The organism is Clostridium sp. E02 (genome assembly GCF_003833015.1).
In the GTDB taxonomy this organism is placed as follows: domain Bacteria; phylum Bacillota; class Clostridia; order Lachnospirales; family Lachnospiraceae; genus Lacrimispora.
In genome coordinates, this window is the sequence record NZ_RJLQ01000008.1 from 98858 (window position 1) to 114954 (window position 16097).

Annotated in this window: 13 protein-coding genes and 1 pseudogene; 2 read left to right on the forward strand and 12 right to left on the reverse strand. The window is 36.4% G+C overall.

All coding sequences use genetic code 11. The features are described from left to right. Nucleotides 1-5: 5 nt before the first annotated feature. The 4 genes and pseudogenes from EFT72_RS07675 to EFT72_RS07690 form a co-directional block, all read right to left on the reverse strand. Nucleotides 6-1727: pseudogene (locus EFT72_RS07675) on the reverse strand (family 43 glycosylhydrolase); the annotation flags it as partial. Nucleotides 1728-2063: 336 nt separating this feature from the next. Continuing rightward, the gene (locus EFT72_RS07680) at nt 2064-2324 is read right to left on the reverse strand and encodes a hypothetical protein (protein ID WP_124066327.1); all 261 of its coding nucleotides are present in this window, start codon (nt 2322-2324) and stop codon (nt 2064-2066) included. Nucleotides 2325-2376: 52 nt separating this feature from the next. Then, nucleotides 2377-3468: a M56 family metallopeptidase gene (locus EFT72_RS07685; protein ID WP_124066328.1), complete on the reverse strand. Its 1092-nt coding sequence runs from the start codon at nt 3466-3468 to the stop codon at nt 2377-2379. Nucleotide 3469: 1 nt separating this feature from the next. Further along, nucleotides 3470-3886 (reverse strand): BlaI/MecI/CopY family transcriptional regulator, encoded by a 417-nt coding sequence (locus EFT72_RS07690; protein WP_124066329.1) that lies wholly within the window; start codon nt 3884-3886, stop codon nt 3470-3472. A 285-nt stretch (nt 3887-4171) separates the two neighbouring features. On the opposite strand from EFT72_RS07690, the gene EFT72_RS07695 reads away from it, so the two are divergent. Beyond that, on the forward strand, nt 4172-4417 hold the full coding sequence (locus EFT72_RS07695) for a hypothetical protein (RefSeq protein ID WP_124066330.1): 246 nt from the start codon (nt 4172-4174) through the stop codon (nt 4415-4417). Nucleotides 4418-4509: 92 nt separating this feature from the next. Here the strand turns inward: EFT72_RS07695 and EFT72_RS07700 are convergent, their stop codons facing one another. From EFT72_RS07700 to EFT72_RS07720, 5 genes are read right to left on the reverse strand one after another with little or no spacing between them, the layout of a single operon-like run. Beyond that, nucleotides 4510-6270, reverse strand: coding sequence for a glycoside hydrolase family 13 protein (locus EFT72_RS07700; RefSeq protein WP_124066331.1), 1761 nt, complete (start codon nt 6268-6270; stop codon nt 4510-4512). Next, nucleotides 6267-7109, reverse strand: coding sequence for a sugar ABC transporter permease (locus EFT72_RS07705; protein ID WP_124066332.1), 843 nt, complete (start codon nt 7107-7109; stop codon nt 6267-6269). Before EFT72_RS07705 ends, EFT72_RS07700 begins: the two co-directional genes overlap by 4 nt. Then, the gene (locus tag EFT72_RS07710; protein WP_124066333.1) at nt 7106-7996 is read right to left on the reverse strand and encodes a sugar ABC transporter permease; all 891 of its coding nucleotides are present in this window, start codon (nt 7994-7996) and stop codon (nt 7106-7108) included. The genes EFT72_RS07705 and EFT72_RS07710 overlap by 4 nt, the downstream gene beginning before the upstream one ends. Before the next feature lie 19 nt (nt 7997-8015). Next, nucleotides 8016-9257: an extracellular solute-binding protein gene (locus tag EFT72_RS07715; protein WP_124066334.1), complete on the reverse strand. Its 1242-nt coding sequence runs from the start codon at nt 9255-9257 to the stop codon at nt 8016-8018. Between the two features lie 46 nt (nt 9258-9303). Beyond that, the gene (locus tag EFT72_RS07720) at nt 9304-11283 is read right to left on the reverse strand and encodes an alpha-amylase family glycosyl hydrolase (RefSeq protein ID WP_206426617.1); all 1980 of its coding nucleotides are present in this window, start codon (nt 11281-11283) and stop codon (nt 9304-9306) included. 182 nt (nt 11284-11465) lie between these two features. On the opposite strand from EFT72_RS07720, the gene EFT72_RS07725 reads away from it, so the two are divergent. Further along, complete coding sequence (locus EFT72_RS07725) at nt 11466-12518, forward strand: LacI family DNA-binding transcriptional regulator (protein WP_124066335.1); 1053 nt, start codon at nt 11466-11468, stop codon at nt 12516-12518. Between the two features lie 65 nt (nt 12519-12583). Here the strand turns inward: EFT72_RS07725 and EFT72_RS07730 are convergent, their stop codons facing one another. The 3 genes from EFT72_RS07730 to EFT72_RS07740 are packed head-to-tail and all read right to left on the reverse strand — an operon-like array spanning nt 12584 to nt 16079. Next, nucleotides 12584-14293, reverse strand: coding sequence for a glycosidase (locus EFT72_RS07730; protein ID WP_206426618.1), 1710 nt, complete (start codon nt 14291-14293; stop codon nt 12584-12586). After that, on the reverse strand, nt 14286-15239 hold the full coding sequence (locus EFT72_RS07735; protein WP_124066336.1) for an adenylylsulfate kinase: 954 nt from the start codon (nt 15237-15239) through the stop codon (nt 14286-14288). Before EFT72_RS07735 ends, EFT72_RS07730 begins: the two co-directional genes overlap by 8 nt. A gap of 45 nt (nt 15240-15284) precedes the next feature. Next, entirely contained in the window at nt 15285-16079 is a 795-nt protein-coding gene (locus EFT72_RS07740; protein ID WP_124066337.1) for an alpha/beta hydrolase-fold protein, read from the reverse strand. Nucleotides 16080-16097: the final 18 nt, after the last annotated feature.

Here is a 16097-nt window from a genome sequence, read left to right on the forward strand (position 1 = left end):
CCATCTATGTCAAAATGAACTCTTCGAATTCCAGAACTTCTAGGACCGTCTATCCCAGGACGAGCATGATAGGTATTCCATAAAAAACCATCCTCATCTGTTACATATGCATTGTGACCTGGACCGAATTCTCCTTCCTTACTTCTAGAAGATAGAAGTGGATAATTCTCTTTGATCCAATTGTCAGGATTTAAAGGATTTTCCCCTACAGCTAGGCTTAGTAGACCTACGACATAAGTACTGTCAACCGCTGCACTGGAAAAAGTCAGGAAGATCCGATTCTCCGTGACAATGGCAAATGGTCCTTCATCTACGAAGGTATGGTTGTTGGCCCAGCCATACTCAGGTCTGGATAAAAGAACAGGATCCGTGAGAAGTTTAAAAGGTTCATCTGGATCAATCTCTGCAATGTATAAAAATGCTCCTTGATCTACAGGGGAAAACTGACGTTGAGACCACACTGCATAAAAACGTTCGTTTGCCTCAAACACCGTCATATCTAAGGTAATTCCCTGCTCGCCATAGAGAGGAGATCCATCCTTTTTCAGCACTTTTACTGGCATCTCCCAGTCTGAGGCTTTTAAAGGATCACCAAATTCTTTCAGTGCCATAACATGAGATTGTTCCTTTTTAAATTCTCCTGGTGTTCCTGCATGGAATATGTACAATCTATCCTTAATGATATGAAACTCGGGAGCCCATAGAAGTCCACCTAAATGAGAATACATCGTTGTATCCAGTATCTTAACTTCCTGTGATGTTACCAATCCCTTTATGGTATCTGATTTGCGAATATAAAGAGAGTGGTTATTGTCAAGATCATTGGTGGCAATAAAGTAATAACTGCCATTCCATTTTCCAACACAAGGATCCGCACGATGCCAGGCCACTGGGAATTCATAATGGTCCTGATGGATTCTTCCGGTTATTTGATAGGTTCCTGATTTCTCCCAATCAATCCCTTTGTCATCCCAATCCACTCTCTTATAAACGCTGGTCCCATCACTGTATCTGGCAATTGCTTTGACTTTATGAAGCGCCTCAAGGGAGGAAACCTCAATTTTCTCCGGCAATTCATTGGAAACATTCACAGGTGGTAACAGCTTTTTCTTCAATCGATCTGCCAACTCCCCAGAAATCTTGATGGTATTCCGGCAAATAGCCCCTTCTGGAACTTCCTTATAGGTTCCTACGATATCCTCTTTGGTGATCGGAACGATTGTTCTTTTATCAAATGGTTTGTTGCCATGTTTTAAATCTTTAAAACATGCCTGGAACCATTCTCCCTTGTCTTCACACCATGTGAGAAGATAGGCTTCCTTCCCTGTATCGTAACGACAAGCCGCATCTTCAATCCTGTGATTGCTATCAAGATCAAAAAGAGGCTGTTCCTCGTAATGCAGCAGATCAGAAGTGGTAAAAAGGAGAACTTTACCTCTGGCAGAAATATCTTCTCCCCCATCTGGCTCAATTCGTTGTGCAATCACTCCAAAGGTCTCGTCTGCCATCTGAAACAACCAGGGATTATTGAGACTTTTCGCCTGAAGTGTCCCATCTGGATTTTCCACTGCTTTTGCATACAGAATTCCAGAATTATGATTCAAAGGAATCAATTCCCCCTCATCTCCTACAACGGCCAGGTGCATACTAAATGCAAGTTTGTTGGAATAGATGCCATCCTCTTTCGGCTGTCTTGTATAACACATAATCTTATGTTCCATATCCATATTTTTTCCTTCCTTGTCTTACGATTATCAGCTATGGGTATCTTATAGTATCATTCTATCAATTTGTGACTTTTTCACAACCGGAGAAATCATATAAAAAATCATGATATATTATATAATTTTGATGCTGTATTTTATTTAAAAACACCACAATCGCATCTTTCCCCCTTTCGTTTATGTGCTTATTTCCCATATAATCTTTATTTTATTTTTATATTTTGCCATTTTCAACATATGGAGGAATATTAAGATCTTTTAACAGTTAGAACTTTAATTTTTAACAAAAAAAAAGCCTGTCCCATTATAGGACAGACCTTCTCATAAACTATTTGCTTATTAACACGCTTCCCATTCGCCAAGCCACATCTGTGCTGAATAATCATATTGGCGTCTATATACATACCCATCTATCGTTTTATAACGCCAACCAATGGCATGAGCCATAATAATTGATACATATTCCTGATTATTGTTCTCCACCGAATCCAAGTTAAGTTGTTTCTGATCCATATGGGCAGATGCTACCATAGGAAATGCCAATACCCCCAATACCAATCCTGTCAGTGATGCAACCATTTGTTTCCGTTTACTTTTCATTAATAAGTGCCTCCTTTTTATTCTTATAAATAGGCAGATTAGAATAGGACTCTTACATTCCCTTAACCTTGCCAAAATACCTGTGATTAATATATAGATCATACCCCCCATGGTGATCTACAAGCAAATACGATTTTTGATCTTTCAGTTCTATGGTTTCATGCTGAACTTCAGGATCAACGGCATATGGTTCTATGACTACGAATGAGGAAAACAAAAAGACAGACATAATCACCATTGCAAAGAAACATCCTTTGATTCCAAATTTTCGTTTGAGATCATGGTTTAACACAATATGAAACCGTTGCGATAAGACCGATACGTTCCTGCTGTCAAACGCAAGTGAAAAATCACTGACCTGTGGGGGCGCACTATTCTTTGCAATTTTCAAAAGGCACTCTAAATATTCCAACTGATCAGATTCTGTCATAAACTTAGTAGCCTTTAAATCCACTCGTATTTCGAGAACCTTGTCAATCTGTTGCTTTAATATGTACAACAAGGGATTCCACCAATAAATCACACTAATTATTTCAACTAATAATTTTATCCATAGATCGTGATGGTAATAATGTGTGACTTCATGCAAGATAATAGAATGCAATTCCTTTTGGGTTAGTTCCATCTGGGGCAAGATGATTTTCGGTTTAAATAAGCCGAAAACCAACGGTACCGAGATGATATCTGTCTGAACTACACGAATCTTGGAAGAAATTCCATATCCGTCTTCTATATCCTTTATTATGTACGTAATCACACCATCATTCACGCAAGCTTCTTCGTCTAGCAATCTTTTGAATTTTATATAAGCCAAGGTTGTCCTAAATCCGAAGCAAACAATTCCTACCATCCATATAATCAGAATCACATGGTACACATATACAGTAAATCTATGAAAATGATGGATTGGATGATAGAAAAAAGGCAACAAACTTGGCAATAAATGTTTCACAAAAATCGTCTGCTGAAATGTAAATTCAAACGGTACCATTAACCGAATATAAATAAGAAAAACCCCCAACAGCAATAAGCTGATGCTTATCTGATGGATTCTCTTGTGATTCCTCAAGAAAATCCATACTGCCACAATGGATAAATTACTGATCAAAGTGATGGTAATTAATGAAGAAATAGACGCTACCATACTATTCCCCCTCTTGATTTAGTGTTTTCTTCCTCTCTTCTAATACGGTTTCTAATTGCTCGATAACTTCTCTTTCATTCTTTTCGTGTTTTAATAATGTCGTTACAAGGCTGGGAATGGGAATCTTATCCTCATTCTTTTTGAATTGACCTACAAATTGCTGAATCATCAACTCTTTTTTGGATATAGTCGGAGCGTAGCTTCTTGACAAAACAGTGCCACTATATACAATATCTGCGACCTTGATATAATCCTTACTTAAAAGTTTCCGTATTACAGACTGTACCGTGTTTATATTCAACGATTCATCTATTTTTGTGATTTCTGAAGCGACCAGTGGCTTCTTACTTTCCCAAAGTATTTTCATTACATCCAATTCTCTTTTTGTCAATGACAACTCATATTTTCCTTTTGGCATCTCAATTACTCCTTACGTCAAACTATTTGTACTTTAATATTATATCATCCTCCATACATTGTCAATATCTTGTTTAGAAAATATTATATAACTTGTTTAGAAAATATTATATAACAAATTTCAGGGACATCCGGATCTGGCCTCTGTAATTTATTTTTAATCCTGACAATATCAATTTATGAGACGCTTAATCCCTACTAGGAAAATTATGGTGGTATTTCAACAATTATAATAAACCCTGCTTACATTTTAAAATACAAGGATACTATATTTGGAGGATTGGTTATGACTAAGTTCAATTTAGTTGTCTATATAGGTTTTGCATACTTACCTTTGATATCAATAATAATAAGCATTATTTTCTTTATAGCTGGTGCTATTTTAAAATACAAAAAAAGATCCATTTATAAGAAAACATTGATAACCGGAGGAATCTTTTTAGCAATTTTCATCTTGTGCCTTATGGCTGTTATGTCTATGGGGTTTATTGGCGTGGGGCCTGGAATGAATAATAATCCCAATAAAAATTAACATAGGGATTATTACTCTTTACTCCCCCCGAACGATAAGGAAAGGGCGCGGCTATGCTTTTACAATATCCAAACAATAGTAATACCAAAGAACTAAATAAGATATATTTTATACCCCATCGCTTCAAGAAGCTCTTTATTTTTTGAGGAGGCGAGAATCATTTTTCCCTCTTCCCTTTTCCATTCCTGACTGGTCTCTGTAATATTCAGACTTACGAATAACCTCCCTTTCCTTCCTTCTCTCACAAAGGTAAACACTTGTTCATCGGTATCTTGCCATAATACTTCATAGGAAGTACTTTCCTCTATATACTCCTTCCTTATCTCTATCATGTTTTGCACAAATTCACATAACTGCGAATTTTGTTTCCATATCATGGGACTCCTATATTCATTTTCCTTAATTCCGCACATTGCCTGTTCATCCCCGTAAAATAAGCTAGGAACTCCCGGAAACAGCATAAGCAAAATAAAAGCCAGCTTCCATTTTCTTTGATCCCCCTTACAAATCGATAAAAATCTGGGTACATCATGGCTATCCAAAAGATTCAACTGTCCGTTTACAAGATTGGTGGGATATCGAAGCCTCATTTGTTCCAGCTGTTGAGCCGCAATTAAAGCATTTTTATGATCACCAATTATATAATCACGGCAAATTCTTCTAAATTCATAATTCATTGTAGAATCAAAAGCATCTCCGCGAAGCCAGCTTTCTGCATTCTCCCACACTTCCCCAATGAGTATTGCTTCTTTATTTTCTCTTTTCACTGACTCTCTGAACTTCCTCCAAAAATTCCGGTCAATTTCATTCGCTACATCTAATCGCCATCCATCCAATTTGTACTCACGAATCCAATAAGCGCCTACATTGGCAAAATATTTTTGTACCCCTTCATTTGAAGTATTTAGTTTTGGCATCTTGCGCTCATAAGCAAAGCAGGCATAATCCGGTTTTTCCTTTTCTGACTGCGGCCGGCGAAGCGGAAGCTCTAATTTATAAAACCAATCTAGATACTTCGATTCTTCTCCCTTTTCCATTACATCTTCAAAGGCAAAAAACTCCCAGCTGCAATGGTTAAAAACTCCATCAATAATGATCTTCATTTCTCTTTTGTGAAGTTCTTCCACTAAGCTTTTAAATTCCTCATTTGTTCCAAAACAAGGATCAATATGATAATAATCAATTGTATCATACTTGTGGTATTCACCTGCTGCAAATATCGGATTAAGATAAATACAGTTAAAGCCAAGTGCCTGGATATAATCCAGATTTTCAAAGATTCCTTTCAGCTTTCCCCCTAATCTTGATTTACATACCTTTTCATTTTCTAAAACCACTTCCTTGGGCTGTTCGGGTGGGTTATATTTCCCACTTGCAAAACTATCAGGAAATATATTATACACAACTGCCTTTTTAAACCATTTCGGAACATCTAGTATCTCTTCTTTCAATATGTAAGGGTATTGATAATACTCACTTCTTCCTTCCAAAATATCCCCTTCAAAATAAATATCAGCAAGCTCCTTCGTAAAACGTTCTGAGTAATAGTATATCCACTCTCCTTTATTATGTAATTTAAAATAATAGCAAACACGCGGAAACGGCGTTTCAAAAGTTGCTTCATAATAGTCAAAATATTCGTCCTTTGCTTTTATTGCCATCAAAACTTCGTCAAAAACAACGGGCGTAGTAGTACAAGCCCTATCACCATAGTATAAGGTACACGCTGAGATATTGTCTTTTTGCGTGCGTATTCTTATGGTCAATCTATTTTCAGAATTGGCAAATGCGTAATTTGATAAAGGTATATGCAAGACTGCTTCTCGATTTATTTTCATATTGTTTATCCTCATCCTTTTACTCCTCCTGCTGTCAGTCCTGATACCATGTATTTTTGTATAGAAAAAAATACAATCAAAATAGGTATTGAAACTAATATTGCGGCGGCCGAAAATAACGACCAGCTTCTGCTATAATCATTCGCTTGAAGCTGATAAAGCCCACCTGCAAGGGTATAGTTTTCCTCATTCATTATAAATGTAGTTGCAAAAAGATACTCATTCCATACAAAAATCAACACCATAACCGCAGTCACGATAATGGACGGTCTGGCAAGTGGTAAAATAATTTTCCAAATAATCTGACCAGAACTCCCTCCATCAATTCTTGCTGATTCTTCAATTTCAATTGGTATGGTATCAAAATATCCTTTCATGTTCCAAATGCTGAATATGCACATGCTTCCTGCATAAATCAGGATTAATCCGATGTAATTATTTAAAAGATTCATATTTTTAAATAATCGAAAAATAGCAAACATGGATAAAATCTGCGGGAAGGCATTTAGTATTAATAAAAGCTTTAACATTTCATTCCTTCCCCTAAACCGAAAACGAGAAAATGCATATGACGCTGTCACCGAAGTTCCCATTGCAAGTATCATTGTTCCCAGACTAAGAACCACAGAATTCTTAAGCCATACTAAAAAAGGCTCTTCAAAGAGAATTGCTCCATAATTTTTCAGGGTAGGATGCTTCGGTAAAAGGAATCCTGTTCCAAATGCTGTACTTTCATTGCTTATGGAAAGCAGAAAAGCATATAAAATAGGAATCAAGGTAATAAAACATAGCACTATAAAAAATATATTTAAAATATTCAAACCGGCTATGCGTTTTATTGTTTTTTTCTTCATACATTTTCCTTCCTAATCCCACGATTAATAAATAGAGAAAATAAAATAATAAATCCAAATATCACAATAGAAACAGCCGATGAAAGCCCATAATTATTCGATACAAACGCTTTTTGGTGAACATATGTAATAACGGTTTGCAGGGTTGCTCCTGTAAGAGAACCTTTTTGCATCGTCAATAAATAGATAATATCAAACTGTTTAAAAGTGGTAAAGGTTGTCATAATAATCGAAGGTGCTAAAATAGGCTTAATAGAAGGGATTGTTATGAATAAGTTTTGTGCCAACCATCCAGCTCCATCTAATCTTGCACTTTCATAATAGCTAATATCCACACTCTGTAATGCACCATCCATCATCACAATAAGAAATGGAAGCGCCATCCACAAGTTCAATACCATACAGGAAAGAAAAGCCGGAATGTTTTCTGACAAAAAATCCACTTTAGATAATCCCAATGCGGAAAGCATTTTATTTAATAAGCCATACTGCGGATTATACATCACGACTCTCCATAATAAAATTGACACGTATGCCGGCATCGCCCAAGGAAACATCAGCAATGTCTTGTATAGCCTTGCCATTTTAAGTCCTTTTACATTTAATCCCAATGCAATCAAGTACGCAGCCAGAATCTGAATAACCATATTTAATACCGTCCATATGATTGTAGTAAATAATGCTGACATAAATCCTGTATCTAATTTAGTTAATGCACGTCTGTAATTATCGAATGCTATGAATTCATAGTCCGTCCAATGGTACAGATTCATATTCGTAAACGAAATATATATGGTATAAATAATCGGAAAGACCACAATCAAACCAATTAATAAAATAGAGGGAAAACTATATCCCCATGGAAGAAATTTATTTTTGTTTTTCATAAACTGACTGCTCCTAACTTTACTGCATATCCGCTATTGCAGTTTCTGCTTCCTTTTGATATTCTGCAGCAGCAGTGCTTAAATCTTTGCCTGATTTGTTTACTGCTGCAAGAAGTGATTCTGTTGGCCCCCACATTACACTCATTTGTGGAATATTCGGCATTGGCTCTGCAGTATCAGCAGTCCTCCTCATTGCAGCTATCATTTCATCATTTGCTACAGCTGTATTACTGTAAGATTTTTGATTCGCCGGCGCACATCCTGAATTTTCTGCCAGATCAATTCCAAGCTGCGGATTTGCAATTACTTCCAGCACCTTTGCTACTGCATCTTTTTTGCTTTTTGCTGCATGCTTCATAACACCGATTCCCTGCACGCCTGAATATGGTACCAGTGTATTTCCGTTTGGAAGCATAAAATCAGATAAGGATTTTATTCCATAATTGATTTTAGCAGCTTTCACTCCTGATATTAGCCATGGTCCTCCAATAATTGCTGCAGCTTTTCCTTCATTAAAAAGGGCATTTACCGTATTGTAGTCCCCGTCTGCTTCTAATTCTGCAAACTTCTTATTATATTCAATTGCCTCCTTGGTTTTTTCGTCACTTAACCCTGCCTTAGCCTGCTCATTTATAATAAATCCCCCAAATCCATTAATAAAGGGAGCTACATTATATGCAGTTGAATGTTGGTTCACTAAAGCATAGGTTCCTGCAGTGGTATCTGTATGGCTTTTCATATAGGAATAAAGTTCTTCTGTGGTAGAAGGCACTTCTCCCTCCCACAAATCCTTATTATAAATAAAAATCAGTGTTTCAAAATAGACAGGCATAAGATACTGGGAATCTTTATAATTCCCTGCTTTCCGTGTCATGGGAAGCATATCCGTATAAACGGTTTCGTCAATAACATCGGTGATTGGTGCCAAAGCTCCCATTTCAACAAACATTCCAAGTGAGTCATGAGCATACATATACATATCCGGACCGTTTGCCTCATCACTTCCATATAGTTTAATCTGATCTGTCAAGCCACTTTTTTGCTCAAATTTAACGGTGATCCCATCATCACTTAAAGCCTCATTCATACGATTTTCCATCATCTGTATGATTGCCTTATCTCCATCATGCCAAATACGGATTGTCGTTAATGATTCCGTATTTTCCCGCTTTGTTACAGAACTTTCCGTATTCTTACTGCATCCTGCAAAACACATGGCAGCCATTGCAACACACAAAATCAGTGCCATCTTCTTTTTCATATCCCATATCCTCCATTCAAAATAATGAGACTATTTTATGAATCTTTTACCAATCAATACTTACGTTTCCTGAATCTGATAATGGTACCGTATAGCTATGGTTTTCACCGCTTTGCCATATGACATTACCAGCCGCATTCTTCTTGACCGCCTTAAATTCTATTTTCTGTCCTGCCGGAAGATATACGGTCAAATTCCACTCAGGATAATTAGGGCAGACTGCCGGCCCTGCCGCTTTACTTGGATTCCAGTTTCCAAGTTCCCCGCAGTTTCCTAGAATATAAATACTTTGTCCCCAGTCAGTAGACGCATTGCGAATATGAATGGTCACTGGAATTGTCTTATCTGCTTCTTCATCAACCGCATATATTTTAGAAGTGTCTCCGTTTAGTGTTATTGTAACTTTCTTATCTTGCGATACTGTTATTTTATCATTCGGATTCATTACATTTACTAAAGTAGTTCCTGCCGTAATCGTGCTTTCGGCACGTAACGACATTGTTTCGGTATCTGTTCCTTTGGAATTATGAAACGCACAAATTAGTTCTTGCCCCTCATTTTCTTTGCTGTCCATTCTTCTTGAAAAAACATAGGTATGCATTGAGGTCCACATTTCACGCTGTGTTCCAAAACTTAGTGCTTCAAATTTTCCACGAAGTTCATTCAAAGTCCGAATAAGCTGATATGTATCAGTCGATGTATTAAAATAGTCTTTTAATACATTGCCGTTATTATCCTTAGTCACCATCGACCAACGATTCCAAGTATCTGCAATTCCATTGATTCCCTGACCATTCGCATTTCCTCTGTTTTGCTCCGTCCCCTGGAATACGACCGGAGTCCCTCTTGATGCAAAAATAAAAGTCAATGCATTCTGTAGTTTATCAACATCTCCCCCTGCTTCTGTTAGAAAACGATTCCGATCGTGATTGTCAATAAAGGTAACCATATCATTCAGATGAGTTCCGTAAAGATGATCTTGAGCTAAAATGGATTGAATTGATATTTCTGATGTATTGTTAAAATTCTTTCCATATGCAAAATCATTTACAATTGCCTGAAACAGTGGAAAATCAAGCATTCCTGTTTCAGCGTTATCTCCAACCCAATTCTTTATAAAGTCCACATGCATATCAAAATTTTCGCCAAACGTTGCAACCCCCAGGTATTCCTGTAATTCATGAATATCGGAAGGTTTCATGCATTTTGCTGCGTCAACTCTGGCAGCGTCTGCCCCTGTATAGGTAATCCAGTTTTTAATTGAATCAAACATTGCACGCTTGGCATCCTTATTATCAAAGTCAATATCATCCAAACCACCCAAATCATGATCTTCAAGCATCTGTATACTTGAAGACGTATGAGGATGCTCTTTGTCAAAATTGATATCTCCTTTATTGTGATACCATGAGACATTATTAAACGGCGCCGCCGGCTGCAATTGTGTGCCCTCTTTTAATCCTGTGCCATTGGTATAATGAGCATTGCCTCCTATTCCCTGAAGGTAATCTCCTACATGATTGGGAACAATATCAAAAATAACCTTAATTCCATTATCGTGGCAAACCTCTACTAATTCCTTTAGCTTATCCTTGCTGTCTTGTGGATCTTTCGAGCCAAAATAGCGGTTAGCACGATTCGGATCAAATACATTATATCCGTGATAGGCAGTTGGCCACTGCTTGCCAGTGGAATCAGGTATTCCAAAAAGCTGGGGATCTGAGACTGGTGAAATCCAAATTGCCGTATATCCCATATCCTTAATGTAAGAAATCTTATCTATGATTCCTTGCCAGTCCCCGCCATGCATATAACGAAAATCTTCTTGTGAATTCTCTGCATAGCGAAAAGCATCGCCTGTTGCATTATTCGTTTTATCCCCATCATAAAAACGGTCAACCATAATTTGATAAATTGACTCTCCCTGAAGACTTTCAGATGCATTCACCTTCATTAAAGGGAAAAACGATACTATCATAAACAAACAAAGTACAAAGCTTATCCTACATTTTAATAATTTTTTCACTATCTTGCCCCTCTCTTTTCTACAAATGCTATTTCAATTTACTATTTTCATAAAACACCGGTATTTATAAGTAAATTATAACAATACATACCCAAATAGCAAAGTTTTTTTATACATATTGCTTGATTTTTTTAAGTAAACGTTATACTATACTAATACGATTCAAAAGAAAGGGGATTGCTATGGCTGTAACAATAAAAGATGTTGCCAGAGAAGCCGGTGTTTCCACGGCTACGGTTTCTAAAATACTAAACAACAAACCTTACATTTCAGAATGTACCACTCAGCATGTAAAAGAGGTAATGAAACGTCTCAATTATCATCCAAATGCACAAGCCAGTAATTTCAAATATAAGCGTTCTGGTAACATTATCTTTCTTGCTGTTACTGAATTACATACTGCATTTTATAATCCTCACATGTTTGAAATACTATGCGGTGCACAAAATGTAATTCGGAATAAAAACTATAATTTGCCCTTCATGGGTGTTTCTGATACTCAAGATGCTTATGAAGCAGTGAAGAAAATTGTAGGATGTAATACTGCTGATGGTATTTTGGTACATGGCTCTGCCACCTCTAGACTATTGGTTGATTTCTTAGTAAAAAACAATTTTCCGCACATTATTATCGGAAGACCTCCATTTGCCAGTTCCTCTTGCTGGATTGATACCAACAACCGAGTATCCGGACAAATGGCAATGGAATATCTAGAGGAATGTGGCTATTTACAAATCGCATTTATAGGTGGCCCTAAAAGTGATGAAATTTCAAGGCACCGCCTTCAAGGCTTTTTATCCTATATGAATATAAATCGTCTCACGATACAAGATGAATATATAAAATACGGCACCTATACAAAAGAAAGCGGATTTTTAATGATGGAGGAACTGTTATGTCAACCCACTCTTCCCGATGCCGTTATCTGTGAAAACAATCAGATTGCAATGGGAGCCGTTCGTGCCGCAGAAAAACACCAATTAATAATACCAAAGGATATGGGACTTATTACTTTTGACGATTATCCTCTTTCGCAGCTCATAGATCCTCCTCTGACTGTTATTGACATAGATGTTCATGAAATGGGAAAACAGGCAGCATCCATATTATTGCAGAAAATCAAAAATCCGGCTCTTCAAGTTCAATCATTTGTAACCCTTCCCAATCTTATTATCCGTTCATCAACGCAATATCAAAATAAAGTGTCAAAATCTTTGCACCAAAAAAGGAACTGATATTCTAAACTTAGTCAGAATATCAAATTCCTTTATCGTTTTATATTGCCAAATTTGATCAACTTCTAGATCGATAATTCAAATATACAATTCCCTTCTTTGTCTTCCCCTGCCATCTGTAATGAAACCGTATCTAAATCTGCTTTTAGATACGCAGTATAACCATCTTTTTTCCAGATAAATTCTAACTTCTGTTTATCGCTTTTTACTTCCATATGAGAATCAAAGGAAAAGGCAGGAAATGTAGTTCTAAAATTTAACATAGCAATTTGTTTTTGTACTACATCTGTTTTCATTTTCTCTTGTATCTGTTCTTTTGTCAGGTTGGTACGATTAATTTCTTTATGTCCGCCTGCTCCAGCTTTTTTCATTCCTTCTATATCATTTATACCTGCAAAAAGATCAAGATACCATACCTGCGGCTTCCCTGGCATAAACAGCTGCAATGCACGAGCCAACAACATCTTTTTATCGTCTTCCCCCAATGCACTGTAGTAAGTTGCATTTACCTGATAATACACATTCTTCTGCCCATGGAGATTTTTTATATAACCATTCCGGTCAACAATGGTTTTCATTAAAACATCAATTCGTTCCTCAGGAATCATTCCTTTTAGGTCTAAGAGCGGTATTCCATCATGACATCCAAGCATATTGACAACGCGTATCTCCTTTTCCTGTAATTCCAATGCCCAGGAAGCCAACAGTTCTCCATTTTTACTCTCGAGTGCATCAATGATTAATCCTGGGAGGAAGAAATCATAAGTCATGTACCCTTTTTGAGCTAAATGTTCATAAGTTTTCGCTTCATAGCTTGCATGAATTTCAGGAAGAAGTGTCAAATTATATTGATCCGCCAAGCCTTTTACTTTTTCTAATACCTCCCAGGTTCCTGGCTCATTTAAGAAATTTTTCTCTCCTGCTTCTTTCGGTGCATATGCAAATGCATCCAATCGAACTATTTTGGCTCCATATCCAGCCAAAGTTTTTAATGTTTCATCATAAAATTCCCATACCAATGGAGACTTGATATTTAAATCCATTTGACCAAGATATTTTCTGTTCGATTCTAATAATTCAATGACTTCTTTTTTGTATTTTTCATAAATACCAAATGGTATCTCAAAGAGTTTTTCCCCGTCTTCTATGGATGCATTTACAATCTTTGCCAATGTGTCAGCTGATGTATATTGAATGTTCGTTACCCTCATGATGTCTTGTGCATCCACGTTTGGATATTGAATCTCTTGATAAAATGTATTCCAATAAGGTACATTTGTGCCGTCTGGCATACGTACCATTAGAATAGGCAATCCCGATTTACGAAAAAACATATTCTTAATTAGCTCTGGATACGGTTGTATGTACCCCTCCTCCGTCATCTTGCCATGACCTTCCCAAAATTTATTCCAGTTAATAAAAAAATCTTTATATTTGGAGTTTTCTCCATGTCTCAAAATATCTTGAAACTGTTTTGATAAGACAGAAGCATGATTTAGAATAAAATCTAACTTTAAATCAATATTTAATTCTTCTAATGCTTTTAATTCATCGTTTTTTACAAATAATTCATTTAAACTATAATCAATTACCGAAAATCCACGATCCAAATCTGTATTAAAAATACTTGGAAGAATATAGAAAGATGAAAAAGCATTCTTAAGCTCAGGCTGCTTTAAAAACCAGACAATATCTTCTAATGTTCCACCTATGCTGTCTGGATAAGCATTTAACATCGGTCCATTATTTGCTATTACATCCATCTCTCTATTCATTTTCCTGCTCCTTTGCCTGCCTCATCAAAGCGTCATACTGATCATAATTCAATAATCCGCCTTGTTTTGCAATAATAATCTTTGCTTTATGAGCCTGACTTTCAAGCATTGACTGTTCAATTTCTAAGATCCTTGTTGTAAATGCACTATCCGTTTTTCCATCTCGGTTACGAGCTGTTCGATGCGCCAGTGTTTCCTGCGGAGTGCTATTTAATAGGATTGGTATATCCACCCCTTGATAATAATCGCTGTTTCCATGTGTCCATTCAATCACTAAAATACTTGTTTTACTGAAATCTACCTTATCATACCACAATTCTGTTTCTTCTCTACCCATTCGCTTTAACCAAATCTCATTTTCTCCATTTTTAAAATCAGAAACAATTGAACTTAACTGATCAAATCCAATTTCTTTTGGAGTTCCAAGGTATTTTTGCAGACCCTTTTTTCCACCATCAATATAAGAAGCGAACCATGGCCACTTTTCTATATAAATGGGATTAGCGTCATCACCTGCTTTTTGCAAATCCTGAATTATCTGAAATCTTTCTTTCCTATAAACCCTATCTTCTAGCATACTCTGAATGCCACTTTCACGAAATATACGCAGACGCTCCGCATCATTATACTTAGGTATTCTATGTGGGTAATTATCTCCTGACAGTGTGTAACTCTCCACTCCTATGGAGGTAAAATAATAAGAAATCAATGACGCAATTTCTGATTTACCTACCCCTGACCCACCACATACCGTAATAACTCCACGGTGAGCTGCATTTTTTTCTAATATGTCTGGTAATAACTTTAATAATTCCGGAAAAATAACACCCGCTTTTTTAATATGTTCTTCTCCAATGTTTACCTTGTCCCCTGGCATATCTCCATGTGGGATTCCTTCTTTCAGTTCTGGTGCTTTAAAAGATCCTGTATTCTTTATTTCACTCATCTTTATTTCCCTCTATTATATTGTTTATTTATTTAACCTAAATTACTAGTTCAACATCCACTTAATCGCTGGTTCTAGATACTCATTCCAGAATTTCCAATCATGAATTCCTGTACTTTCCTGATAGGCTACATCAACCTTTTCTTTTACTAAGAATTCATGAAAACTTCGATTTTCCTGTAATAAAAAGTCCTCTGTACCACAAGCCATAAAAAGAGGTGGAAGTTGTTTGCCTTCTTTAAGAATTTTTTTCACTAAGAATTCCGGGTTATTTTCACTATCCTCTAGTTGCTTCAATTCACCAAATATTAAATTATAGTAATCATAGTCTGCAATGGCATCCTGATAACCTGGTTCTTTATTTTTAATATTATTAATAATAAGAGCGGAAGACAGAGCAAACACCTTTGCAAATGTATTATTATACTTAAATCCAGTATGAATTGCTCCAAATCCACCCATAGATAAACCACCAATATAAATGTCTTCTTTTCTATTTGATAATCCAAAAGTCTTAGCTATATAATTGACCAATTCTTCTCCAACCAAACGACCATAAGCTCTGCCTGTTCCTTTTGCATCCAGATAAAAGCTATTGTCTCCTGATGGCATAACGATTGCTAAATTATATCTTATTGCTATTTCCTGTACTTGACTTCCTGACAGCCAATCCATTGCACCACCTGAAAAACCATGCAGTAAATAAAGTGTCTTTGTTTCTCTTTTATAATGCTCATTTCCCTCTACCATAATAGGCAGCAAATCATTTGGTAAAATCACTTGAACTGTTGTAATCTTCATTAAAGCTCCTGAAAAATAATTCACTTGAATTTGTGCCATATCTTAATTCCTTTCTAT